Here is a 25,046-nt window from a genome sequence, read left to right as displayed (position 1 = left end):
GATGTGTTTGGGTTTTGTGATGTCAAATTTCCTGCCGGCTGAAGAACAACTTGCTCTCATTCAACGAGGCACGCATGAAATTATTTCTGAAGAAGATCTTCTGAAGAAATTAAAAGAAAATCGTCCTTTAAAAATTAAAGCGGGCTTTGACCCGACTGCGCCTGACTTGCACTTGGGGCATACGGTTTTAATTAATAAATTGAAAACTTTCCAAGACTTGGGTCATGACGTGACCTTCTTGATTGGGGACTACACCGCGATGATCGGTGACCCGACTGGAAAAAGTGCAACACGCCCACCATTGTCGCGTGAGCAAGTGCTTGAAAATGCAAAAACTTATCAAGAACAGGTGTTTAAAATTCTTGATCCAAATAAAACCAAAGTGCGTTTTAACTCTGAATGGTTTGCCGAAAAAACGGCTGCTGACCTGATTCAATTGGCTTCACAGCAAACGGTTGCACGTATGCTTGAGCGTGATGATTTTACCAAGCGTTATAACAACCATCAACCAATCGCAATTCATGAGTTTTTGTATCCATTGGTTCAAGGCTATGACTCGATTGCCCTTGAGGCGGATGTTGAATTAGGCGGTACAGACCAAACCTTTAACTTATTGATGGGGCGTACACTTCAAGGTCGTTATGATCAAGAAGCACAAGTGTGCATTACTGTACCAATCCTTGAAGGTTTAGACGGTGTGAACAAAATGTCTAAGTCTTTGGGTAACTATATTGGCGTATTTGATGCACCAGGCGCGATGTATCAAAAAGTCCTTTCGATGCCAGATGCATTAATTGAACGCTATTTCGATTTACTCAGCTTTAAATCCGTTGAAGACATTAAAGTCCTGCTAAACGAAATTGCTGAAGGGCGTAATCCGCAAGAAGTGAAGAAAATTCTAGCCCTTGAGTTGGTAGAGCGTTTCCACGGTGCAGAAGCAGCAGAAAATGCACATAAAGGTGCAGGCAACCTGATTACTGAAGGTGAACTACCCGAAGGGATACCAGAAGTGACAATTTCACGTGCAGAATTTGGTGGCGAGTTGTTTATTGCAACAATTCTTCGCGTAGCGGGCTTAAACCCAAATGCTGCAGCAGCAAAAGATGCTGTTGGTCGTGGTGCGGTCAAAGTTGATTGGAACGTGGTCGATATGAGTTTCTCTGTTAAAGAAAATGTCACTTTAATTATCCAGTCGGGTAAAAAAGCCATTGCGAAAGTCACTTTTACAGACTAAGTCAGTGCATATATATGCTTTAAGTTATTGATATAAAAGCAGGCTTCGGCCTGCTTTTTATTTTTTTAATCTTTATAAAAAAATCAAATAAGTAAATTCAAAAAAAACCTTATAAAAACAATGCTTAATTTTTTCCAAAAATATTGCAATTTAAAATGAGTGTGTATAAGATTTCAACGTCTAGTCGATGTTATTAACATCGCTAGCAGGGTCAATAAGAATAACTCTCCACAGTTTTCAAGTCTCTTCCCCAAGGGACTTTTTTTAAGATAACTATAATAATGACATCTATGGATCAGATAACGATCTAACTCCGAGGAAGAGGTTTTGGGAGAGATCTCTTCCTTTTTTATTGGCAAAAATTTAGTTTTTTAAAATCAATTTCTCGCAGACAAATAACGAGTTGTCATAAAAGTTAGGTGCAACAGACTCTTAAATAAATATGGTCATCACCTTCACAGGTATATAACACTGCGTTTTCTACTTATATTCAGATGCTTCTTATCATCCAGCTTTATCGTGGCTGTTATTTCAGCTCTGTCTTGAATTATTTTGATTGAGATGTGGGTAGAAGAGGGCTTTGCTATTACGCAAATGAAATAAAAAGAGACTAAGCATTGTATTCTTGTTAAATAATTAGGTGCCTTTATAGCGGTGTGGCAGTTTTTCAGCTTAGGCATGTATCAAATATAAAAGAGCTACGTCTTTAGAAAGATGATTTATCAAAAATACAGAGATGGACGGAATACAGAGTGATTTTAAGTCTGAAAACAACATTGCTAGAAGATTGGTAAGACTCTGCTGAAAGAAAAAATAAATGCTAAGGCTTAAATTTTAAGCTTAAAAGACTTTTAAAGATTGGAAATGAAAGGCTCATATTGAAAGAAATAAGAGAAAAAATTATAAATATGATCAAAAAATAGATGAAAAATACGGTTTTTCTTAAGTTTTGTAGAAAAAACCAACGCCCGTTTCAAATAAATGAATTTGGGGGTTGCAAAGATTTATTAATGGTCTAGAATGCACCCCATACCGACGAGATAGACGGAAACGAACGAAGCACGAAGTGCTGAGTTGTTAAGTATATTGAGTCCAGCTTCTAGCACTGACGAGGTGTTAGAAAGATCATTAAGAGATTATGAAGAACAACTTGTGTGGATTTTTACTGATTGATCGATCGAAAATATTTCATTGATTGAATGGTAAAAATTACTCGAAGTTTATTTGAGAAATATTTGTCAGAAAATTGATGAGCCAAGATTTGTAGCCATAAGCTACTAATGATTTTTAACTGAAGAGTTTGATCATGGCTCAGATTGAACGCTGGCGGCAGGCTTAACACATGCAAGTCGAGCGGGGTGATGTAGCTTGCTACATTACCTAGCGGCGGACGGGTGAGTAATGCTTAGGAATCTGCCTATTAGTGGGGGACAACATTCCGAAAGGAATGCTAATACCGCATACGCCCTACGGGGGAAAGCAGGGGATCTTCGGACCTTGCGCTAATAGATGAGCCTAAGTCAGATTAGCTAGTTGGTGGGGTAAAGGCCTACCAAGGCGACGATCTGTAGCGGGTCTGAGAGGATGATCCGCCACACTGGGACTGAGACACGGCCCAGACTCCTACGGGAGGCAGCAGTGGGGAATATTGGACAATGGGCGCAAGCCTGATCCAGCCATGCCGCGTGTGTGAAGAAGGCCTTTTGGTTGTAAAGCACTTTAAGCGAGGAGGAGGCTACTTGGATTAATACTCTAGGATAGTGGACGTTACTCGCAGAATAAGCACCGGCTAACTCTGTGCCAGCAGCCGCGGTAATACAGAGGGTGCGAGCGTTAATCGGATTTACTGGGCGTAAAGCGTGCGTAGGCGGCTTTTTAAGTCGGATGTGAAATCCCTGAGCTTAACTTAGGAATTGCATTCGATACTGGGAAGCTAGAGTATGGGAGAGGATGGTAGAATTCCAGGTGTAGCGGTGAAATGCGTAGAGATCTGGAGGAATACCGATGGCGAAGGCAGCCATCTGGCCTAATACTGACGCTGAGGTACGAAAGCATGGGGAGCAAACAGGATTAGATACCCTGGTAGTCCATGCCGTAAACGATGTCTACTAGCCGTTGGGGCCTTTGAGGCTTTAGTGGCGCAGCTAACGCGATAAGTAGACCGCCTGGGGAGTACGGTCGCAAGACTAAAACTCAAATGAATTGACGGGGGCCCGCACAAGCGGTGGAGCATGTGGTTTAATTCGATGCAACGCGAAGAACCTTACCTGGTCTTGACATAGTAAGAACTTTCCAGAGATGGATTGGTGCCTTCGGGAACTTACATACAGGTGCTGCATGGCTGTCGTCAGCTCGTGTCGTGAGATGTTGGGTTAAGTCCCGCAACGAGCGCAACCCTTTTCCTTATTTGCCAGCGGGTTAAGCCGGGAACTTTAAGGATACTGCCAGTGACAAACTGGAGGAAGGCGGGGACGACGTCAAGTCATCATGGCCCTTACGACCAGGGCTACACACGTGCTACAATGGTCGGTACAAAGGGTTGCTACCTAGCGATAGGATGCTAATCTCAAAAAGCCGATCGTAGTCCGGATTGGAGTCTGCAACTCGACTCCATGAAGTCGGAATCGCTAGTAATCGCGGATCAGAATGCCGCGGTGAATACGTTCCCGGGCCTTGTACACACCGCCCGTCACACCATGGGAATTTGTTGCACCAGAAGTAGGTAGTCTAACCGCAAGGAGGACGCTTACCACGGTGTGGCCGATGACTGGGGTGAAGTCGTAACAAGGTAGCCGTAGGGGAACCTGCGGCTGGATCACCTCCTTAACGAAAGATTGACGATTGGTAAGAATCCACAACAAGTTGTTCTTCATGACGATGTATCTGAGGGTCTGTAGCTCAGTTGGTTAGAGCACACGCTTGATAAGCGTGGGGTCACAAGTTCAAGTCTTGTCAGACCCACCAAATCTGACTAACAAGCATTGTTAAATGCTGAATACAGAAAAACAGAGACATTGACTTATTGATAAGCTGGGGACTTAGCTTAGTTGGTAGAGCGCCTGCTTTGCACGCAGGAGGTCAGGAGTTCGACTCTCCTAGTCTCCACCAAATTTCAAGACCATAAAAGCGAAGCTTTTCCTTGAAATTTAAGCAAGAAGCTATGCTTCGCGCAGATAGGTTGGATTACAGAAATTAGTAAGTAGATAACTTATTAACTTCTGTGATTTATCACAGTTTCCTGACCTGACGAAGGCTGGAAAAATCATTAACAGAATATATTTGAGTTGAAATAATTTGTTCATACTCGTTTTTAAGATCGACATTAACAGTGATTTATTACTGATTGATGAAGATTGAAGAAATGAGTTACTAGCGAAATTAACTGAATCAAGCGTTTTGGTATGTGAATTGAATTGAAGCTGTACAGTGTTTAAGTACACAGAACAACAAACTGTAAGGAAGTGATGAGAAATCATCATAGACTGTCTTAATCCTACTTGTAGGGATTAACGACTGTTTGGGGTTGTATAGTCAAGTAATTAAGTGCATGTGGTGGATGCCTTGGCAGTCAGAGGCGATGAAAGACGTAATAGCCTGCGATAAGCTCCGGGGAGGCGGCAAATATCCTGTGATCCGGAGATTTCTGAATGGGGAAACCCACCTGTCATAAGGCAGGTATCGTATGATGAATACATAGTCATACGAGGCGAACGAGGGGAAGTGAAACATCTCAGTACCCTTAGGAAAAGAAATCAATTGAGATTCCCTCAGTAGCGGCGAGCGAACGGGGAAAAGCCCATTAAGTCATATAAGTTCTAGTGGAATGCTCTGGGAAGTGCAACCATAGTGGGTGATAGTCCTGTACACGAAAGGGCTTATATGATGATGTCGAGTAGGGCGGGGCACGTGAAACCTTGTCTGAATATGGGGGGACCATCCTCCAAGGCTAAATACTCCTGACTGACCGATAGTGAACCAGTACCGTGAGGGAAAGGCGAAAAGAACCCCTGTGAGGGGAGTGAAATAGATCCTGAAACCGCATGCATACAAGCAGTGGGAGCCGACTTGTTCGGTGACTGCGTACCTTTTGTATAATGGGTCAGCGACTTACATTCAGTAGCAAGGTTAACCGCATAGGGGAGCCGTAGAGAAATCGAGTCTTAATAGGGCGTTTAGTTGCTGGGTGTAGACCCGAAACCGGGTGATCTATCCATGAGCAGGTTGAAGGTTGGGTAACACTAACTGGAGGACCGAACCCACTGTCGTTGAAAAGCCAGGGGATGACTTGTGGATAGGGGTGAAAGGCTAATCAAACTCGGTGATAGCTGGTTCTCCCCGAAAGCTATTTAGGTAGCGCCTCGGACGAATACCATTGGGGGTAGAGCACTGTTTCGGCTAGGGGGTCATCCCGACTTACCAAACCGATGCAAACTCCGAATACCAATGAGTACTATCCGGGAGACAGACTGCGGGTGCTAACGTCCGTAGTCAAGAGGAAAACAATCCAGACCGCCAGCTAAGGCCCCAAAATTATAGTTAAGTGGGAAACGATGTGGGAAGGCATAGACAGCTAGGAGGTTGGCTTAGAAGCAGCCACCCTTTAAAGAAAGCGTAATAGCTCACTAGTCGAGTCGGCCTGCGCGGAAGATGTAACGGGGCTAAAACTATATGCCGAAGCTGCGGATTTGCAATTTATTGCAAGTGGTAGGGGAGCGTTCTGTAAGCCGATGAAGGTGTATTGAGAAGTATGCTGGAGGTATCAGAAGTGCGAATGCTGACGTGAGTAACGACAATGCGAGTGAAAAACTCGCACGCTGAAAGACCAAGGGTTCCAGTCCAACGTTAATCGGGGCTGGGTGAGTCGACCCCTAAGGCGAGGCCGAGAGGCGTAGTCGATGGGAAATTGGTTAATATTCCAATACTTCTATGTAATGCGATGAGAGGACGGAGAAGGTTAAGTCAGCCTGGCGTTGGTTGTCCAGGTGGAAGGTTGTAGGCATGTATCTTAGGCAAATCCGGGGTACTCTATGCTGAGAACTGATAGCAAGCTGTACTTGTACAGTGAAGTGGCTGATACCATGCTTCCAGGAAAAGTCTCTAAGCTTCAGTTACATAGGAATCGTACCCGAAACCGACACAGGTGGTCAGGTCGAGTAGACCAAAGCGCTTGAGAGAACTCTGCTGAAGGAACTAGGCAAAATGGTACCGTAACTTCGGGAGAAGGTACGCTGCCGACGGTGATAGGATTTACTCCTTGAGCTATTGGCAGCCACAGAAACCAGGCCCCTGCAACTGTTTATTAAAAACATAGCACTCTGCAAACACGAAAGTGGACGTATAGGGTGTGATGCCTGCCCGGTGCTGGAAGGTTAATTGATGGGGTTAGCGTAAGCGAAGCTCTTGATCGAAGCCCCAGTAAACGGCGGCCGTAACTATAACGGTCCTAAGGTAGCGAAATTCCTTGTCGGGTAAGTTCCGACCTGCACGAATGGCATAATGATGGGGGCGCTGTCTCCAGCAGAGACTCAGTGAAATCGAATTCGCCGTGAAGATGCGGTGTACCCGCGGCTAGACGGAAAGACCCCGTGAACCTTTACTGCAGCTTGACATTGAACTTTGATCTTACTTGTGTAGGATAGGTGGGAGGCTTTGAAACCGAGACGCTAGTTTCGGTGGAGCCAATCTTGAAATACCACCCTGGTAATATTGAGGTTCTAACTCTGTCCCGTTATCCGGGACGAGGACCATGTCTGGTGGGTAGTTTGACTGGGGCGGTCTCCTCCTAAAGAGTAACGGAGGAGTACGAAGGTGCGCTCAGCGTGGTCGGAAATCACGCGTAGAGTATAAAGGCAAAAGCGCGCTTAACTGCGAGACCCACAAGTCGAGCAGGTACGAAAGTAGGTCTTAGTGATCCGGTGGTTCTGTATGGAAGGGCCATCGCTCAACGGATAAAAGGTACTCTGGGGATAACAGGCTGATACCGCCCAAGAGTTCATATCGACGGCGGTGTTTGGCACCTCGATGTCGGCTCATCTCATCCTGGGGCTGAAGCAGGTCCCAAGGGTATGGCTGTTCGCCATTTAAAGAGGTACGCGAGCTGGGTTTAGAACGTCGTGAGACAGTTCGGTCCCTATCTACCGTGGGCGTTGGAAATTTGAGAGGATCTGCTCCTAGTACGAGAGGACCAGAGTGGACGAACCTCTGGTGTACCGGTTGTGACGCCAGTCGCATCGCCGGGTAGCTATGTTCGGAAGGGATAACCGCTGAAAGCATCTAAGCGGGAAGCCTACCTCAAGATAAGATTTCCCTAGGACTTTATGTCCTCTAAAGAGCCGTTGAAGACTACGACGTTGATAGGTTGGATGTGGAAGCATAGTGATATGTGAAGCTGACCAATACTAATTGCTCGTGAGGCTTGACTATACAACACCCAAACAGTTGGTGTTGTGGTTCAAATCACTGCAAACAACTTGATTTAGTTATAAAGCTAGATAAAATATCCAACTCAAATATACCTGTTAATAACTCATTTGATGAAAGTTAGGCACGAAGAGCACTGCTCTGAGGTTAGACCCAACGAATAGTCATAAACAGTTGTGCTGGCGACAATAGCAAGAGTGAACCACCTGATCCCTTCCCGAACTCAGAAGTGAAACCTCTTAGCGCTGATGGTAGTGTGGAGTTATCCATGTGAGAGTAAGTCATCGCCAGCTCATTAATTCAAAATCCCCCTAACTCAAATGAGGTAGGGGGATTTTTTTATGCTGAAAACTAAAAATTAGGGAAATAAGAAGATTGGCTAAAACATAGCCTTTAAAATTTAATAGGTTAAGTTTCTCACTTGAATTTGATGATTTTTTCTTCACTAAAAGAAATTTTAACCAAGTATTTGTATATATTTTGAGTAATTGAACAGCTATTTCATTTCTTTTCGTTGGAAAAGAATGGCTATAGTTAACTCGTGATCATGCAAAATATGCCAAAACAGGTTTTTATTTAGATTTTAATGTGCTCAATAAAAAGAAACCCCGACATCCTGTCGAGGTTTCTTTGTATTTCAGTGCTTAGATACAACTCCTGTCATATCTCACATCCTGATGCTCAAACTGATTATTGTTGTTTTAAGTTTGGGAAACGTCCTGTCTCCTGATGTATTTAATATATGCTGTAAGCTGGGCAGAGTAAAACTTGAAGTGCGACATAAACCACCTAATTAATTTAAAGGGTTTATGGAGTATATAAAATTGTCATACCATCATCTTAACTTTGAAGATCGTACTGCATTAATGCTTGAGTCAAGAAAAGAAGGCTTTTCAGCCAGAAAATTTGCTGAACTTATTAAAAGACATCCTAGTACGATCTATCGTGAGCTTAAAAGAAATAGCATCAATGACGTTTATCAAGCTCGATATGCTTCTGATAACACTTTTGCTAGACGTAGACGTGGTCACAGAAAACTCAAAATCGATTCAATCCTCTGGAAATTTATTGTTGAAGCGATCCGTTGTTTATGGTCTCCTCAGCAAATAGCAAAGCGTTTAAAGACATTTCCTGATTTGGATCAAACAATGAATGTAAGCCATACAACGATTTATTCAACGATACGCGCATTACCCAAGGGTGAGTTGAAAAAAGACTTATTATCCTGTCTGCGTCATGAAAATAAAAAGCGAAAAGCTAACGGTGAACCTAAAAAAGATTCTATATTACAGGATATTAAAACTATTCATGAGCGCCCAGCCGAAGTTCAAGAAAGAAAAATACCGGGTCATTGGGAAGCTGATTTAATTAAAGGTAAAGACAATAAAAGTTCGATAGCAACACTTATTGAACGAAATACACGGCTCTGTATCTTGGCAACATTACCTGATGCAAAGGCAGAATCAGTGCGCAAGGCTTTAACTGAAGCTCTGAAATATTTACCTGCAGAACTGCGTAAAACGTTGACCTATGACCGTGGACGCGAGATGGCAGAACATAAAATACTTGAAGAAGATTTAGGCATAGATGTATATTTCTGTGACCCACATTCACCCTGGCAAAAAGGCACATGCGAAAATATGAATGGTTTAATTAGGCAATATTTACCTAAAGGGATTGATTTAAATCAGGCAGATCAGCATTATTTAAATCAAGTTGCCATGTCACTGAATACTCGTCCTAGAAAAGCGTTAGATTGGCTTACACCATTAGAGAAATTTGCTCAGCTTGTTGATTATCATAAGACTTTTCAAACTGTCGCACCTCATGTTTGAATTCGCCCTGTTTTAAGGCTAGTGGTCACTTTCCTCAGTTTTTGTAAGCTTTGGCTTACATAGATTCATCTTGTTACCAAAGCGGATAACCTTGTACTTATGATTTCTCTACAATGAATGGTGATCGTGCATTTAATGGGGAAGGCAATGCTGAGAAAAAAAGCTTTTTGTTTGTTGATGACAGTGAGTGCATTTTTTGGATTAATGGCATGTCATGGACAAAGACCAGCGGAGTCAGCAGCACAGGAACAACAGGCCAGTTCTGCTTCTTTAGGCACATCTATGCACCTCAAACGTATTGCTGAATTTAATGAGCCATGGGCATTAGCGGTATTGCCTGATGGGCGATTATTAATTACTGAAAGATCAGGACAGTTGATTTTATTTAATCCTACAGATCAGACAAAGACTCTCATTAGGAATATACCTAAAGTGGCTTATGGTGGCCAGGGTGGATTGGGCGATATTGTTTTACATCCTGAGTTTGCACAAAACCATCAAATTTATCTTAGCTATGCAGAAGCAGGGCAAGGAGGTTATGGTGCGGTTGTGATTCGTGCTAATTTGAATTTAGATCAGGCACAGCCACAATTAGACAACCTTAAAACGATATGGAAGCAAGTACCTAAGGTGCGTGGACAAGGACATTATGCACATCGGATATTATTGGATGGCGCAGGAAAATTATGGATTAGTTCAGGAGAACGGCAAAAGTTTGATCCTGCACAAGATTTGACATCGAACCTTGGAAAAATGATTCGTTTGAATGATGATGGTTCTGTTGCTTCAGATAATCCATTTCAGACGCAGGGGGATATCGCAAAACAAATATGGAGTTTGGGGCATCATAATCCTTTGGGAATGGCTTTGGATGCCAAAAAACAACTTTGGGTGGTGGAGATGGGCCCCAAAGGTGGGGATGAGCTTAATTTAATTCAAAAGGCTAAAAACTATGGTTATCCAATTGTTTCGAATGGTGATCATTATAGTGGTTTGAATATCCCTGACCACGCCACGCGGCCTGAGTTTGAAGCGCCAAAATTAGACTGGACACCCGTAATTTCTCCATCGAGTTTGATTTTTTATACGGGACAGATGTTTCCAGAGTGGCAGGATAAAACCATCATTGGTGGGCTTTCATCTAAAGCATTAATTATTGTAGACACCACAGCACAGCCAGTAAAAGAAATCCAACGGATAGATATGAAAGAACGTATCCGTGGTTTACAACAAGCGAAAGATGGCAGTATTTGGGTGATTGAGGATGGGAAACATGCTGATTTAATTCAGTTGCTTTCACATTAATCACTCAAACAGAGTGTTGCTAAGAAAGACAGTCTTAAAGCGCAGCATGTCGATCAGCATTGAAGACATTGGCTTGGATCTGCATCAGTTTTCGTTGTCCTTGTTTACCATTCATCCGCCAATGGGCAATTTTAATATTATCGATCAAGGCGACATCCCCTTTTTGCCACTGGAGCAAGAGTGCATCGTGATATAAGGCTTCAAAGAAGTGTTGTTTTTCCTGATCGGTCCATTCAATTTTTTCACCTTCATGGGTGAAAAGTTCCCATGACAGTTGCATGCAATTAGCCGTGGGGTCTAGTTGAAGCTTTCCTCGCTGCTTAAAGCTTTTTTGTGCAGCTTGGTGGGCAAAAGAATTGGTATTGTTTGCAAAAGCCCACGGCTGGATCATCAACTTTTGAGTGTTCGGGTGTATGACAACGAAAGGTGAGCGTTTTAAAGTAAGTTTGGTTTCTTTATTTGGTTGTTTGTTGAAACGAAAAGGTCTTTTGTTTAATAGCAAGCGATCAAATAGATTGAGTTTACGTGTTGAAATATAAGAAAAATGATTCCATGCGCCTAAGTATTTTTGTTGTACGCTGACTGGAAAATGGGACCAAATTTTTTCGAGGTTATTAAACCCGGTTTCGAGCACATGGTTCGCAGGTTCTTGGCAAAACAAGGCAATATAACGTGAGCGAGTCGAATGTAGGCCACCTTCGACATGTGGACCTTGAATTGAGTTTTCAACAGAGCCTAATTGTACCGTATTGCAGTTGAGGTAAGGTCTATCATCACCTGCACGATTCTCGCTATATTTACGAATGAGAGAGGCGAACCAACCTAATTTTTTTGGCGTAAATGTATGCCAAGGTTCAAGCTGAAAATGCTGTTCGATGAGCTCATGAAATTCATAGTGACGTTGTAATTTAAAGCCGCGAAATAATAAGATGCCGTACTGATGCAACTCTTGCATAAGTTCTGTGCGATGGACTCTAACGTAAGCGGTTAGAGCATCTACATCTGTATATTCGGGATCAGCGACATAAATTTTGCAATAATCATTTAAAAGTGTGGTGTTTAGTTGCATGTGAATGGTCTCTATTGTTGTTTTTTTAATTTATTGTATTGGACTGAAGTCTTTTGGCTGAAGCAGCAGATGTTCAGTAGGCGAGAGTATAAAGTGTAGTTCGAGCAGCAGATGTAATATTTCGTTGTGCAGAAAAACATACTGACAAATGGTGAAAGTCTTAATATTTGATGGATCTATTTTATGGATTAGCGCTTAAATATGTACGATGGATGGAAGTGATGTTTTTTAAATTTCCTATTTTTTATATATTTGTTTTATATCATTATTTTATAAAATTTAAGTTGGGATAGTCATCCTGACAGACCAATTTGATTTGTATTCACGAGTTTCTTCTAAAGTATTGAAGCATATAAGAGGTTCGTTAATATCTGATCGTGATTTGGGCTTTTAGAGAAATATTGAGCTAAAAATCAATACAATTAAAAAGCCCCCGACATCCTGTCGAGGGCTTTTTAAATTCTTTCAAGCGGTATAACTCCTGTCCTACCGATCAGCATCCTGCTGTGTATGTTGTTATTTTTGTTTTTCATCTGAGACATCCTGTCTCTGTATGGTTTAACTATAGCGTCGATGTTTATTATTGAAAAGCCGACAAATACTCAAGTTACTGTAAGCAATGGCGTACAGAAGAATTTCATGCTTATGCGCTGACATATTTAATGAGTTTATCAATTGCTGCTTTTAGATTCTTCTCATCAAAAGGATTTGGTTCAAAATCTTCGGTTTTATTGCGTGAAAAAATATCTCGAATTTCAATCACCGCATTGGTATCGACCAGACCGAGCTGAGTACCGACTTGGCGAATTTGGTCGATGGAACGTGAGCCATTGGTACCACCATAACTGATATAGGCAGCAGGTTTCCCTTGCCATTCTTTGCCTAAGTAATCCAAGGCATTTTTAAGCGCAGGGCTATAACCATGATTGTATTCGGGGCTAATGAAAATAAAGGCATCGCCTTGGGCAATGTGGTCGGCCCATGCTTGTTGTTTGGGTTGATCATAAATCCCTGTCATTGGGGGATTTGCACCTGAAAAAATCGGTAAATCCCACTCTTTTAAGTCGACCAATTCGAGTTGGACCGTACTGAGTCCAAGTTGTTCAAAGCCTTTTTGCACCCATCGCGCAACTTTAATGGCTGTCCGACCTTCGCGCACACTGCCTATAATGACCTGAATTTTCATGAAAAATCCTTGGGAAAATAAATGTGATTACGCTACGGTAGTATGAAAATTAGGCTTTGCATAGATTGAATATGTATCTGATAGACAAATGTTTAAGGCATTAAAAAAGCCCCCGAAGGGGCTTTGGCTGACACACAGATGGTCGATCTGTGGCTTTACATAATTTTGATGCCTTGCTGGCCGGCAGGCGTTACTTTGAAGATTTCAACTTCAAAGGTAATATCTTTACCTGCCAATGGGTGGTTAAAGTCGACTTCGGTGATGTCATCACCCACAGTTTTAACCACACCATAAAGACTTTGTTTAGCTTTGTCCTCAAATTCAATCATGTGCCCTTCAATAGGACGCTGTTCAAATTTGACTGTATCAAACTGTTGTACGTTTTCAGGATTCCACGGGCCAAAAGCATCTTCTGGTGGTAGGCTTACAGTACGACGGTCGCCAGCACGTAAACCGAACAGTGCTTTTTCAAAACCAGGGAGTAAGCTACCATCACCCATTACAAGGCTCACAGGTTCTTCACGGCTACGTGTGTTATCAATTTCTACGCCATTTTCAATGCAAACAGAAAAATGTAACTCTACTTTTGAACCTTCGCTTACGCGAGTTTCTTCATTGGGATTAATAAAATCAGTCATTATTTACTTCGGCACGTTGGATACGGTTTTTTTCGAGAAAAAAGGTATCGATCAACAAAAGGATCGTTCCTAGCGTAATCGCACTATCTGCAATATTAAACGCAGGGAAGTGGCTGTTTTGATAGTACACATGAATAAAATCAACCACGTAGCCTAATGTTACACGGTCAATTAAATTCCCTATAGCACCACCTAAAATTAGAGCAATCGCGATGGGCAGCACTTTCACGGTTTTGGGCATACGCATCAGCCAAAACAGAAAAATGACAGACACAATACCTGCAAGAGAGGTAAAGAAATAGCGTTGCCAGCCGCCCGCATCGGACAAGAAACTAAAGGCTGCGCCATAGTTATGCAATAAAGTCCAATTTAAAAAGGGCAGGACTGGTACTGGATCTGCATAATTCAGATGGGTACTGGCAATCCATTTGGTCCATTGATCTAAGACAATCGCTAGAATCGCCAAACCTACCCACACTAAATTGTGCGGATAGAATTGGAATAAGCCCTTTTTATGTTGTGGGTTAGGCATACTTTCTCTCTTCGCCTTGGCCTGTAGGAAGGTTGATAATACAACGACCACATAGACCTGGATGTGTAACATGTGTATTCACATCTGGCAGAACATGCCAGCAGCGTACACATTTTTCACCATCAGCCGCCGAGACTTGAACATTCAGACCTGCCAGATCAGAGGCTTCACCTTGAGTTGCATCGAATGCATTGACCAAGACTTGTGAAGTGATCATAACAAAACGAAGTTCATCATCTAAACGATCCAGTACGTCTTTGAGTTCTGCATCTGCCCACAGTTCAACTTTGGCAGAGAGATTTGAACCCACAATTTTCGCAGTACGCGCAGTTTCGATGAACTTGTTCACTGCAGACTTCACTGCAATCAGGGTTTGCCAATCGGCTTCAGACAACAAGTTTGCTTTTGAAGCCACAGGAATGTCATACCATTCCGCAGTGAACACATATTTCTCAGTTTGTTCTGGAATGAGTGGCCATGCTTCTTGAGCGGTAAAGCTTAAGATTGGTGACATCCAACGTACAAAGGCTTGCACCAAATGATACAGCGCAGTTTGAGCTGAATGGCGCGCTTGTGAATCGGCTTTGGTGGTGTATTGACGGTCTTTGATGATGTCGAGGTAGAAACCACCCAAGTCGTTGATACAGAAGTTGGTCAGCGCATTGGTCACGATATGGAAGTTCATATCTTCATAGGCTTGCTGAATAGTTTTCTGTACGTCCGCTGCACGTTGCAAGATGTATTGATCCAATGCGATCAATTGATCTACAGGCAGTGCATCCGTCGATGGTTTGAAACCATTTAAGTTTGCCAATAAGAAACGCAAGGTATTACGAATACGGCGGTAGCCATCTGATGCACGGTTAAAGATTTCTTTACCAGCAGTCATTTCATAGCGGTAATCGGCTGATGCAATCCAGAAACGTAAGCCATCTGCACCCATATCTTTAATGATGTCTTGTGGGGTGATGATGTTGCCCAAAGATTTTGACATCTTACGGCCTTTTTCATCCACCACGAAGCCATGGGTCAGTAAACCTTTGTACGGCGCACGTTCATTGATCGCAATCGAGGTGAGCAATGAAGACTGGAACCAACCACGGTGTTGGTCTGAACCTTCAAGGTATAAATCAGCAGGATCGGTGAGTTCTTCGCGTTCACGCAACACGGCATAGTGCGTTGTGCCTGAGTCGAACCACACGTCTAAAGTGTCACGCACACAGTTGTACTGTTCCGCTTCATCCCCGATAAAGTCTTTCGCTTCACGGTTATACCAAGCGTCAATCCCTTCTTGTTCGATCAATTTCGCGACTTCTTCGATCAACTCGGCTGTGCGCGGATGGAGTTCGTTGGTGTCTTTATGCACGAAGAATGGGATTGGCACACCCCACGTACGTTGACGTGAGATACACCAGTCTGGACGACCTTCGATCATGGCTTGAATACGGTTTTTACCCCAATCCGGCACAAAGCTAATCTCGTTTTCGATCGCATTTAAAGCGTTTTGACGCAGACCTTGTGCATCCATGCTGATAAACCACTGTGGGGTCGCACGGAAGATAATCGGTGTTTTATGGCGCCAGCAGTGTGGGTAGCTATGTTTGATCGGTTGATGCGCCCATAAGCGACCAACTGCATCCAAAGCTTCAATGATTTTTGGATTGGCTTTGTAGATGTGCTCGCCTGCAAAAATCGGTGAAGTTGGTAAATACACACCATTACCACCCACTGGGTTTTCAACTTTTAAGTTGTACTGTAAGCCAACTTTATAGTCGTCTACACCATGGCCAGGTGCCGTATGTACAGCCCCTGTACCGCTGGTTGCAATGACATGTTCACCTAAAATCACAGGCACTTGGCGATCGGTCAGTAACGGGTGTTGTAATAATAGGTTTTCGATTACTGAGCCGTTAAAATCAGCGAGAACTACAGGTTTTTCAAGCTTATAACGCTCAATTGCTGATTCAACCAAGTCTTTAGCTAAAATAAAGTTTTGCACGCCACGGTCGGTGCTGACTTGAACAAGTTGATATTCAATTTCAGCATGGACGGCAACCGCTTGGTTTGCAGGCAAAGTCCAAGGCGTGGTGGTCCAAATTACGATATCTGTTGCAGCGTCTACGTTGAGATTTAAACGTGCGCTTAAGTCTTTTAAGTCGACAACCGTAAAGCCAACGTCAATCGCGTCAGATTTTTTATCTTCATATTCCACTTCGGCTTCAGCCAAAGCTGAACCACAGTCTAAACACCAATTCACAGGTTTAAGACCTGGTTCGATATGGCCTGCTTTTGCAATCGCGCCAACAGAACGCACAATGTCCGCTTCCTGCTTAAAGTTCATGGTCAGGTAAGGGTTGTCCCAGTCACCAAACACACCCATACGCACAAAGTCTTTCTTTTGTAGTTCAACTTGGGTGTAAGCATATTCACGGCAGGCTTTACGGAAAGTAGAAGCATCCACCTTCACGCCCACTTTACCGACTTTCTCTTCTACTTTCAGTTCAATCGGAAGGCCGTGACAGTCCCAACCTGGTACATAAGGGGCATCGAAACCATCAAGAATACGACTTTTAATAATGATATCTTTTAAAACTTTATTGACCGCATGACCCAAGTGAATTTGGCCATTTGCATAAGGAGGGCCGTCATGCAGGACATATTTTTTCTTGCCAATACGCGACGCACGAATCTGCTGATAAATGTTGTCGGCATACCACTCTTCTAACCATTTTGCTTCACGCACCGCGAGGTTTGCTTTCATGGCAAATTCGGTACCTGGGAGGTTGAGTGTGGCTTTATAATCCACTGCATTTTCAGTAGTTTGCTTATCGCTCATGCAAGATGTCTTCCAATTTAATCAGCGGCTCGGCTGACGCGTTTTACATAAAATTGATTGGTATTTAAAAGGGAAATGTGGGGGTGTTTTGGCGGAACTCAAGCAGTTTCACCACATCATCATCAATTCCCGCTTTTAGTGCTTCCAGCGAAGGGTAGTTCTTTTCACCATGTAAATAGTTTAAGAAAGTGACCCGCATTAACAAGCCATACAGATTAGCAGAAACATCAGGGAAATGTACTTCTAATCGCCATTCTGGCTGTGCTTGTTGAATGGCTGGACGTGTTCCGACATGACCTGCACCAAAAAGCGCTGAATGGTCATATCCTGCAACCCCTAATCGATTAGGGTGGTCTGCTTTCACTTTGTCGCGTAAAGACGTGGTTTCACACATCACATCTACGCCATAAATGCCGTTTAAACAGGGTTTATGTCGGTTTAAACGTACATTAATGGTTGGAAAATCAAGGGTTCGGCCAATTTGGTCGCCATATTGTACGCGACCCGTAATGCTATAAGGGCGCCCTAATAACTGAGCAGCCAGCGCCAAGTCCCCTGCGGCCAGTGTTTGGCGAATCCGAGTTGAACTGACGCGTTCACCTTCTGAGAGGATGGTTTCTAGATTGTGGACTTGAAAACCATACTTTTCGAGAAATTCGCTGTTGCCTTGGCGGTTTTTACCAAAGTGAAAGTCATCGCCTAAAACCAAACTTTGGGCATTGAGTTTTTCTTTTAAAATATCGGCAAATTGTTCTGCACTTAAACTACGGAAGCTGTTGTCAAATTTCGCGACCGCAATATAGTCCACACCCAGCTCAGTTAAATATTCGACTTTCTCACGCAATGATGAAATACGTGGTGGAGCATCATAACCTTTAAAGAATTCAAGTGGTTGAGGCTCAAAAATCATTACTACTGTTTTTAGATTTTGTTGTTTTGCAACGGCTTTGAGCTGATGAATCATGGCTTGATGACCCAAATGTACCCCGTCAAAATTACCGATGGTGACAGCGGTTTTTTCTAATTGGGTATTTGAAGGCAAAGCATTTAGACGGAGCAGCTTCATGGGCAAATCAAGTGCTTGGAATTAAGAACGGCTTATATATTGCCATATTCTTGGGCATTCGTCTTGTGGTTGTTTTTTGACAACGCAAAATTTAGTGCAAAGTATATTTATATCAATTTTATTGATTTTTTTAATATAAATTAATCAATTTTTCTTATTTATAAATTTGATTAGTATAAATGTAGATTTTAAATGAGGCCGAACTCATGCAAAAACCATTTACACAACTTGGACAGCGCCACAATATCATTCGTCAGTTCACCCCCAACTGGTTCACTGTCAGTATGGGAACAGGTGTTGTGGCGTTAATTATATCAGAGTTTCCGATGATAAAGGCACTCACATGGCAACTCGGCACGGGGCTGTGGTATTTCAATATTTTATTGTTCGTACTTTTTAGTGTGCTATATGGCTTACGTTGGGCATTTTATCCGCACGAAGCCAAACAGATTTTTCAACATCCAAGCATGAGCCTATTTTTAGGTACGATTCCGATGGCGCTGGCCACCATCCTCAATGGCTTTTTAAAGTATGGTCAGCCTATTTATGGCGATACAGCTGTACAGATTGCACAAACGCTCTGGTATGCCGATGTGGTCTTGGCGCTCTTGGTGGCGTGGGCAGTTCCTTTTGCCATGTATCGACATCAGGAGCATGCTTTACAGCAGATGACCGCGGTGTGGTTATTGCCGATCGTGGCCTGTGAAGTTGCAGCCAGCAGTGGTGGTCTATTACTGGGGCATTTGGCAGCTGATACTCACGCCGTTGCGATTTTATTGGGTAGTTATGTGTTGTGGGGTGTTTCAGTATTACCCGCCTTTGCAATTTTAACGATTTTAATGTTGCGTTTAGTTTTACATAAATTGCCTGAAAAAGAGTTGGCGGTCAGCAGTTGGTTGGCTTTGGGGCCGATAGGCACTGCTGCTTTGGCATTATTGGTTTTGGGGCATCAGGCACCGATGCTGATGGCGAGTTTGGGCTTAGCACAACTGGGTCAGTTATTTCAGCAGGCGGGAATTTTGGCCAGTTTAATTCTGCTGGGTTTTGGGCTGTGGTGGTTGGGGATTGCGGTACTGACGACTTTGCACCATGCCAAACAGGATTTGCCGTTTAATTTGGGCTGGTGGGGACTGACTTTCCCATTGGGCGTATATACACTGGCAATCTTAACCTTAGCCCAGCAACTCAATTTGGTCTTCCTGTATGCCGTTGGCTATGCTTTTGCAGCCATACTGATGTTGTTATGGAGTTTGGTTGCAACCAAGACGGCACACGGTTTTTATCAAGGGGATTTGTTCTTTTCGCCGTGCTTAAAAACCTATTTAGAACAGCAGTATAAATGAGGTCTACAATCCTTTCAGTTTTAAGCGCCATCTGATCTTATGTCGGTTGTTTGAGTAGAGACCAGAGGCGCTTTTCTTTCGGATGGATTTGTTTTCTAATGGCACGCATGAAGTCTGTTAATTGAGTATTTTATGTCAGATGTTGCACTAATCATGGCTTTGCCGAATGAGTCTAAAGGATTATTTGAGCAAGCAGGGATTGAAGTTCACTACAGTGGTATTGGTAAAGTCAACGCGGCCTATAAAGCATTTGAAGTGATTCAAAAAACAGGCTGTAAAACCCTGATTAATTTAGGTACAGCAGGCAGTACGTATTTTGATAAGCATGAATTGGTTGAAGTCTCTCAATTTGTACAACGCGACATGGATGTCTCGCCACTCGGTTTTGCTGTCGGTTTTACCCCATTTGACACCATGCATCCTGCGGAAATTCATTTAGAACCTTTTTTCCAACACCTCCGCACCGGCATCTGTGGAACAGGGGATAGCTTTGAAACGGGTGAACCCAAAGTACCGTGTCATTTGGTTGATATGGAAGGATATGCGCTGGCAAAGGTCTGTAAAAAACAGGGTGTCCGTCTGATTTCGGTCAAATATATTTCAGATGGTGCCAACGACACCGCGCATTTGGACTGGGAAGACAATTTGTTATTGGGAGCTCAGAAATTATTAGCATTATTTGAAAGTATCTGAGGCTTTGATTCTGTCTTTTTCAATTCGGCGACCATAGAGTGCTATGGTCGTATGCCAAAATTACTCAGCTTTGAATAATGCAGACGGTGTTCGCGGGATCACGCCATACAGCATCATATGCACGGTATGTTGAATGACTCGTTGTTGCATACTGCGGTTACGTAGGGTTTTACCTGTCACCATTTCCATTTGCGTGGCAAAGTCAGCATAGTTTTGTGTTAAGGCCCAAATGTTGAGGATTAACAGCTCAGGGTCTATTTCAGTTGAAATTTTACCTTGCTCTTGCCAATTGCTAATGACTTTGGCTTTACGTTTGACCAACTTCTTTAAAGGCCCTTTGAGGATTTCCAAAATATGCGGAGCCCCTTGGATCACTTCTAACGCAAACAAGCGAGATGCTTTCGGTTGAGTCCGAGAAACCTCAATCTTTTGCAATAAGTAGTTGGTGATCGCTTCTTCCGGCTCTAAGTCAGCTTCTAACATCTGTAGTGGGGCTAACCATTTTTGTAGAACCGTCGTTAAAACTTCAACGTACAAAGCTTCTTTATTTTCATAGTAATAGAAAATATTCGATTTGTGCATTTCAGCAATCTGTGCGATTTCATCTAAGCTTGCTCCATTAAATCCATAGAGCGAGAAGACATCTAGTGCAGCATTCAGCAGCTGGTGGCGTTTTTGAGTACTCTTTTTCTGTTCCATTCTGTAATTTAAAAAACAATAAAAAGGGGGAAGGACAAATTGTACGGCAAATCATCAGATTTGTGCATAAAGTGGAAATTTAATTTTTTGAATAATGATCATTTATTCTGTAGATTGGCTCTTAAATTGCGATAAATTCTAAAAGTTGTCCAATAAAATATAATTATATAAAAACTATTTTGTCTAAACTATATGAAATGATTCAATGTGAAGTGGTATGTTTTGATAAAAATAACGTGAAATTTATTACATTATTAAAATAAAGTCTGCTTAAGTTATATGATGGTCTTGTTTTTTTTACTGAAATTCAGCATAAAAAATCCTTAGCACCTCAAGCTAAGGATTTTTTAGTCTACTTATGTGGCTAAAACGGCATTTAACACCTGCTGTTCAAGGGTATTGAACTGCATATCTTTGACGCGAGGGCGGGGTAGATCGACTTGAAACTCTTTGGCAATATGGCCACGGTCTAGCAAAATAATCCGATCTGCCAGTTGAACAGCCTCACTAACATCATGGGTGACTAAAATGGCGGTAAAGCCCTGTTCCGTCCATAATTTTTCAATCAAATTCTGCATATCTAAGCGGGTTAAGGCATCGAGTGCTCCCAAAGGTTCATCGAGCAATAAAATCCGTGGTTTATGCGATAAAGCCCGTGCTAAAGCGGTCCGTTGACGCTGTCCCCCAGAGAGCTGCGAAGGCCAAAGTCCCGCTTTTTCTTTGAGTCCGACTTTTTCAAGCAGACCCGAGGCAGTGGCATGTTGTTGTTTCGGCAAACCTAGTTGTACGTTTTGTTCAATGGAGCGCCATGGTAACAGTCGTGGATCTTGGAACATGACCCGTATATCGTCTGCTGTAATCCCTTCGCGGAGGTGTCGTGCGGACTTAAACTTAATTTCGCCGTAGCTTTGTTGTTCTAAGTTGGCAATCAGGCGCAGGAGGGTACTTTTACCACAACCACTGCGTCCGACAATGGCTAAAAACTCACCCGGCTGAATATGCAGATCTAAGTCTGCAAGGACTTTAACTGAACCATAAAACTTATGCAGTTGTTCGATAATAATTTCGGCCCCAAGCACCGCTTGAGGGTTAATGTCTTGATTGTGATTTGGCGGCGACGGAATATTGGCATGGCGACCAAGGCTTAAATCAGTCATCTCAGACTCCTTATTTTTGGTATCCTGCATGCCAGCGCAGCAGGTATTTTTCTAATGTGACGGCCAGTACATCAGCCAATTTTCCAAGTAGGGCATACAGTAAAATCCCTACCAAAACGATGTCAGTCTGTAAAAATTCACGTGCATTCATAGTCATATAACCGATGCCGGCTTGGGCTGAAATGGTTTCGGCAACGATCAGCAGGACCCATACCAAACCCAGTGAAAAGCGTAGTCCGACTAAAATAGAAGGCATCGCACCCGGTAAAATAATTTCTTTATACAGTTGCCAACGGGTCAAACCATAGCTTTTCCCCATTTCAATCAGTTGTGGATCTACCGAACGTATGCCGTGATAGGTGTTGATGTAAATAGGGAAAAAGACCCCAACTGCAACCAAGAACAGCTTGGCGGTTTCATCAATCCCGAACCATAAGATCACCAACGGAATAAGCGCCAGTGCGGGAATATTTCGGATCATCTGTAGGGTGGTGTCAAGTAGGGTTGACGCCGTTTTCGATGAACCATTTAACAAACCCAGGAAGAGCCCTAACCCTCCACCCACCAATAGGCCGAGTAAGGCACGGCCTGCACTGACTTGCACATGCTTCCAAAGCTCTCCACTCAGCAGCAAGTTCCAGAAGGCAGTAACCACCGCCGTTGGTGCAGGTAAAATCCGACTTTCTAAAAGTCCTGTGCTGGAGGCAATTTGCCAAAGCACAATCAAGCCGATAGGAAAGAGCCAAGGCAGCAATAGCTGCCCCAACTGAGTTCCACGTGAAACCTTTTCCTGCTGGAGGGTTTGCACTGAAACGATTTTGGACATTAGGCAGGCTCCTGAATCAATTTGGTTTTTTTGTTTTCATCGGGTGTGTAGTTGTTTGCCACAATCTCACCAAAGGGGCCTGTTAAATTTGGCTGTGCTAACTTTGCTTGAGTTTCAAGCGGTAGGAGTGGGAACACCAACTCGGCAAAACGAATCGACTCTTCAAGATGTGGATAGCCTGAGAAAATAAAGGTGTTGATGCCCAAGTCGGCATATTCTTGAATACGGGCTGCAACCGTTTCAGGGTCACCGACCAATGCCGTACCTGCACCCCCACGAACCAGACCTACGCCTGCCCAAAGGTTTGGGGACACTTCAAGTTTGCTGCGGTCACCATTGTGTAGTTCAGCCATGCGACGTTGACCGACCGAGTCCATGCTCTTAAATTTAGCCTGTGCTGCAGCAATGGTGGCATCATCGACATATTGGATGAGCTCTTCCGCCGCTTGCCATGCTTGTTCATTGGTTTCACGCACAATCACATGCAGACGAATACCATAGTTGAGCGTACGACCTTTGGCTTCAGCTTTGGCACGGACAGTGTCAATTTTGTCTTTAACTGCAACAGGGGGTTCGCCCCATGTTAGATACGTGTCAACCTGATCAGTGGCTAACTCGATGGCATCATCCGATGAGCCGCCAAACCAAAGTGGAGGGTAGGGTTGTTGCACAGGCGGATACAGCAGTTTGGCATCATCTACGTTTAGACGTTCGCCATGAAAGCTAAAGCTTTCACCTGTATGGGAGCGGGTTAAAATCTCACGCCAAATTTTGACGTATTCATTGGCAGTTTTATAGCGAGTCGAGTGGTCTTCATAAACGCCATCGCCTTGCAGTTCTTTTTCATCGCCACCTGTCACCAAGTTCAATAAAACCCGACCATTGGAGAGACGGTCAAAGGTGGCTGCCATCCGTGCAGCCAGTGCCGGAGTGGTCACGCCTGGACGCAGTGCAACTAGGAATTTTAATTTTTTTGTGGCATCAATCAGACTGGCTGCGGTCAACCATGGATCTTCACATGAACGACCCGTTGGAATCAGTACGCCTTCATAACCCAAATGATCCACAGCAACCGCAATTTGCTTCATATAAGCATGGTCCACTTGACGAGCACCTTTGCTGGTACCTAAGTAGCGACTGTCACCGTGAGTTGGGATAAACCAGAAAATTTTCATTTTAAAAAATCCTTAGATAGAGTCGTTTAAGGTTTGCTCGGTGCAACCCAAACGGTACTTTGAACTTGAATGTGTTTCGGAATGAGCTGCACCTTTTGGAACAAGTCCGCAATTTGTTGTTGTGCTTGTACCACTTCAGGCGTCAGGGTTTGAATTGGTGAAGGTTTCAGACGTTTGTCGATGACCCGTTGGGCAATAGAGGGCTGTAAACCCGTACTTTGGGTATAGACCGAAAGTGCTTGCGATTGGTTTTTTAGCACCCATTGATCGGCCTGATTCAGCCCGTGAATGAACTGAGCGGTGGCCTCAGGATAGGTCTGAATGAACTTGGGGTTGCCAATATAAAAAGAATAGGTTTGCGGAAATGCTGTGCCATCAATCAAGACTTTGGCATGTGCATCTTGCTCTGCTGCACTGAGGTAGGGTTCCCAAATGGCCCATGCATCGATGGATTGTTTATCAAACGCGGCACGTGCATCCGCAGGGGGCAGCCAAATCGGTTGAATGTCCTGCCAACTGAGTCCTGCTTTTTGTAAGACTTTCGCCAGTAACTCATGTGCGCTTGAACCGCGTTGAACCGCAATCCGCTTGCCTTTTAGGTCTTGAATTGAATCAATGGTACTATTTTTAGCAATCAACAGCGCTTGAGCATTGGCTGGAACTTGCTCATAGCCGACATAGCTTAGCTCTTTGTCAGCAGCTTGAGCAAAGATCGGTGGGGTATTGCCCACAGAGCCAAAATCAACTGCACCGACGGCCAAGGCTTCTAACATTTGTGGGCCAGCGGGGAACTCTTTCCATTCAATTTTTGCTTGAGGAAATTGCTGCTCAAATAATTTTTGCTCACGTGCGACCAACAGGTTCAAAGACGACTTTTGATAGCCAATCGACAGGGTTTTAACTGGATCTGCTGCCTGCTTTTCAGAAGTATTTGTTGCTGCCGTGTCTTGCTTTTGGCATGCCCCGAGTCCAAGACTCAAGGTGACGATGCCAATACTGGAAACTGTTTTAAGTGTTTTCATGATGATCTCT

Annotated in this window: 16 protein-coding genes, 2 tRNA genes and 3 rRNA genes; 10 read left to right on the top strand and 11 right to left on the bottom strand. The window is 43.4% G+C overall.

Annotated features, from left to right (window positions below; translation table 11 throughout):
* The first annotated feature begins 1 nt into the window (after nt 1).
* From tyrS to AC4CU2_RS17230, 8 genes are all read left to right on the top strand, one after another.
* Nucleotides 2-1,234: a tyrosine--tRNA ligase gene (tyrS, locus tag AC4CU2_RS17265; RefSeq protein ID WP_195728412.1), complete on the top strand. Its 1,233-nt coding sequence runs from the start codon at nt 2-4 to the stop codon at nt 1,232-1,234.
* Between the two features lie 1,288 nt (nt 1,235-2,522).
* A 16S ribosomal RNA gene (locus tag AC4CU2_RS17260) occupies nt 2,523-4,060 on the top strand.
* A gap of 61 nt (nt 4,061-4,121) precedes the next feature.
* Nucleotides 4,122-4,198 (top strand) — tRNA-Ile (locus AC4CU2_RS17255).
* A 68-nt stretch (nt 4,199-4,266) separates the two neighbouring features.
* A tRNA-Ala gene (locus tag AC4CU2_RS17250) sits at nt 4,267-4,342 on the top strand.
* Nucleotides 4,343-4,763: 421 nt separating this feature from the next.
* A 23S ribosomal RNA gene (locus AC4CU2_RS17245) occupies nt 4,764-7,657 on the top strand.
* Between the two features lie 175 nt (nt 7,658-7,832).
* Nucleotides 7,833-7,947, top strand: a 5S ribosomal RNA gene (gene rrf / locus AC4CU2_RS17240).
* Together the 16S, 23S and 5S rRNA genes with 2 tRNA genes alongside form the textbook arrangement of a ribosomal RNA operon.
* A 516-nt stretch (nt 7,948-8,463) precedes the next feature.
* Nucleotides 8,464-9,489 (top strand): IS30-like element ISAba125 family transposase, encoded by a 1,026-nt coding sequence (locus AC4CU2_RS17235; RefSeq protein WP_010326927.1) that lies wholly within the window; start codon nt 8,464-8,466, stop codon nt 9,487-9,489.
* 147 nt (nt 9,490-9,636) lie between these two features.
* Entirely contained in the window at nt 9,637-10,794 is a 1,158-nt protein-coding gene (locus tag AC4CU2_RS17230) for a PQQ-dependent sugar dehydrogenase (RefSeq protein WP_490769179.1), read from the top strand.
* Between the two features lie 34 nt (nt 10,795-10,828).
* On the opposite strand, the gene AC4CU2_RS17225 is transcribed toward AC4CU2_RS17230, so the two are convergent.
* The 6 genes from AC4CU2_RS17225 to ribF form a co-directional block, all read right to left on the bottom strand.
* Nucleotides 10,829-11,863 (bottom strand): TauD/TfdA family dioxygenase, encoded by a 1,035-nt coding sequence (locus tag AC4CU2_RS17225; RefSeq protein WP_490769178.1) that lies wholly within the window; start codon nt 11,861-11,863, stop codon nt 10,829-10,831.
* A 643-nt stretch (nt 11,864-12,506) separates the two neighbouring features.
* Nucleotides 12,507-13,049: an NADPH-dependent FMN reductase gene (locus tag AC4CU2_RS17220; RefSeq protein WP_078426653.1), complete on the bottom strand. Its 543-nt coding sequence runs from the start codon at nt 13,047-13,049 to the stop codon at nt 12,507-12,509.
* Nucleotides 13,050-13,204: 155 nt separating this feature from the next.
* Nucleotides 13,205-13,687 carry an FKBP-type peptidyl-prolyl cis-trans isomerase gene (locus AC4CU2_RS17215; protein WP_004684162.1) on the bottom strand — a complete coding sequence of 161 codons (483 nt, stop codon included), beginning with the start codon at nt 13,685-13,687 and terminating at the stop codon, nt 13,205-13,207.
* Complete coding sequence (gene lspA, locus AC4CU2_RS17210; protein WP_062031494.1) at nt 13,680-14,219, bottom strand: signal peptidase II; 540 nt, start codon at nt 14,217-14,219, stop codon at nt 13,680-13,682. Before lspA ends, AC4CU2_RS17215 begins: the two co-directional genes overlap by 8 nt.
* Entirely contained in the window at nt 14,212-17,055 is a 2,844-nt protein-coding gene (gene ileS, locus AC4CU2_RS17205) for an isoleucine--tRNA ligase (RefSeq protein ID WP_490769177.1), read from the bottom strand. Before ileS ends, lspA begins: the two co-directional genes overlap by 8 nt.
* Before the next feature lie 64 nt (nt 17,056-17,119).
* Nucleotides 17,120-18,121: a bifunctional riboflavin kinase/FAD synthetase gene (gene ribF, locus AC4CU2_RS17200; RefSeq protein ID WP_490769176.1), complete on the bottom strand. Its 1,002-nt coding sequence runs from the start codon at nt 18,119-18,121 to the stop codon at nt 17,120-17,122.
* Nucleotides 18,122-18,327: 206 nt separating this feature from the next.
* Between ribF and AC4CU2_RS17195 the strand changes: the two genes are divergently transcribed.
* Both AC4CU2_RS17195 and AC4CU2_RS17190 read left to right on the top strand, forming a co-directional pair.
* Complete coding sequence (locus tag AC4CU2_RS17195) at nt 18,328-19,464, top strand: TDT family transporter (RefSeq protein ID WP_490769175.1); 1,137 nt, start codon at nt 18,328-18,330, stop codon at nt 19,462-19,464.
* A gap of 132 nt (nt 19,465-19,596) precedes the next feature.
* The gene (locus AC4CU2_RS17190; RefSeq protein WP_005401589.1) at nt 19,597-20,157 is read left to right on the top strand and encodes a phosphorylase family protein; all 561 of its coding nucleotides are present in this window, start codon (nt 19,597-19,599) and stop codon (nt 20,155-20,157) included.
* Nucleotides 20,158-20,217: 60 nt separating this feature from the next.
* On the opposite strand, the gene AC4CU2_RS17185 is transcribed toward AC4CU2_RS17190, so the two are convergent.
* The 5 genes from AC4CU2_RS17185 to AC4CU2_RS17165 form a co-directional block, all read right to left on the bottom strand.
* A complete protein-coding gene (locus AC4CU2_RS17185; protein ID WP_058868590.1) occupies nt 20,218-20,856 on the bottom strand; it encodes a TetR/AcrR family transcriptional regulator in 639 nt (212 codons plus the stop codon).
* Nucleotides 20,857-21,212: 356 nt separating this feature from the next.
* Nucleotides 21,213-22,013, bottom strand: coding sequence for an ABC transporter ATP-binding protein (locus tag AC4CU2_RS17180; RefSeq protein ID WP_159126934.1), 801 nt, complete (start codon nt 22,011-22,013; stop codon nt 21,213-21,215).
* Nucleotides 22,014-22,023: 10 nt separating this feature from the next.
* A complete protein-coding gene (gene ssuC / locus AC4CU2_RS17175) occupies nt 22,024-22,839 on the bottom strand; it encodes an aliphatic sulfonate ABC transporter permease SsuC (protein WP_178928700.1) in 816 nt (271 codons plus the stop codon).
* Nucleotides 22,839-24,014 carry an FMNH2-dependent alkanesulfonate monooxygenase gene (gene ssuD / locus AC4CU2_RS17170; RefSeq protein ID WP_279746231.1) on the bottom strand — a complete coding sequence of 392 codons (1,176 nt, stop codon included), beginning with the start codon at nt 24,012-24,014 and terminating at the stop codon, nt 22,839-22,841. Before ssuD ends, ssuC begins: the two co-directional genes overlap by 1 nt.
* 26 nt (nt 24,015-24,040) lie before the next feature.
* Nucleotides 24,041-25,036, bottom strand: coding sequence for an aliphatic sulfonate ABC transporter substrate-binding protein (locus AC4CU2_RS17165; RefSeq protein WP_279746232.1), 996 nt, complete (start codon nt 25,034-25,036; stop codon nt 24,041-24,043).
* Nucleotides 25,037-25,046 lie beyond the last annotated feature (10 nt).

This window comes from Acinetobacter sp. 797_lipA, assembly GCF_058243025.1.
The sequence above is the reverse complement of the archived record's forward strand: the minus strand, read 5'-3'. Positions and strand labels throughout refer to the sequence as shown.

What these genes read in the sequence shown, in the direction of transcription:
- tyrS (WP_195728412.1), top strand. Translation starts at nt 2, where the DNA reads ATGTGTTTGGGTTTTGTGATGTCAAATTTCCTGCCGGCTGAAGAACAA.
- AC4CU2_RS17235 (WP_010326927.1), top strand. Translation starts at nt 8,464, where the DNA reads ATGGAGTATATAAAATTGTCATACCATCATCTTAACTTTGAAGATCGT.
- AC4CU2_RS17230 (WP_490769179.1), top strand. Translation starts at nt 9,637, where the DNA reads ATGCTGAGAAAAAAAGCTTTTTGTTTGTTGATGACAGTGAGTGCATTT.
- AC4CU2_RS17225 (WP_490769178.1), bottom strand. Translation starts at nt 11,863, where the DNA reads ATGCAACTAAACACCACACTTTTAAATGATTATTGCAAAATTTATGTC.
- AC4CU2_RS17220 (WP_078426653.1), bottom strand. Translation starts at nt 13,049, where the DNA reads ATGAAAATTCAGGTCATTATAGGCAGTGTGCGCGAAGGTCGGACAGCC.
- AC4CU2_RS17215 (WP_004684162.1), bottom strand. Translation starts at nt 13,687, where the DNA reads ATGACTGATTTTATTAATCCCAATGAAGAAACTCGCGTAAGCGAAGGT.
- lspA (WP_062031494.1), bottom strand. Translation starts at nt 14,219, where the DNA reads ATGCCTAACCCACAACATAAAAAGGGCTTATTCCAATTCTATCCGCAC.
- ileS (WP_490769177.1), bottom strand. Translation starts at nt 17,055, where the DNA reads ATGAGCGATAAGCAAACTACTGAAAATGCAGTGGATTATAAAGCCACA.
- ribF (WP_490769176.1), bottom strand. Translation starts at nt 18,121, where the DNA reads ATGAAGCTGCTCCGTCTAAATGCTTTGCCTTCAAATACCCAATTAGAA.
- AC4CU2_RS17195 (WP_490769175.1), top strand. Translation starts at nt 18,328, where the DNA reads ATGCAAAAACCATTTACACAACTTGGACAGCGCCACAATATCATTCGT.
- AC4CU2_RS17190 (WP_005401589.1), top strand. Translation starts at nt 19,597, where the DNA reads ATGTCAGATGTTGCACTAATCATGGCTTTGCCGAATGAGTCTAAAGGA.
- AC4CU2_RS17185 (WP_058868590.1), bottom strand. Translation starts at nt 20,856, where the DNA reads ATGGAACAGAAAAAGAGTACTCAAAAACGCCACCAGCTGCTGAATGCT.
- AC4CU2_RS17180 (WP_159126934.1), bottom strand. Translation starts at nt 22,013, where the DNA reads ATGACTGATTTAAGCCTTGGTCGCCATGCCAATATTCCGTCGCCGCCA.
- ssuC (WP_178928700.1), bottom strand. Translation starts at nt 22,839, where the DNA reads ATGTCCAAAATCGTTTCAGTGCAAACCCTCCAGCAGGAAAAGGTTTCA.
- ssuD (WP_279746231.1), bottom strand. Translation starts at nt 24,014, where the DNA reads ATGAAAATTTTCTGGTTTATCCCAACTCACGGTGACAGTCGCTACTTA.
- AC4CU2_RS17165 (WP_279746232.1), bottom strand. Translation starts at nt 25,036, where the DNA reads ATGAAAACACTTAAAACAGTTTCCAGTATTGGCATCGTCACCTTGAGT.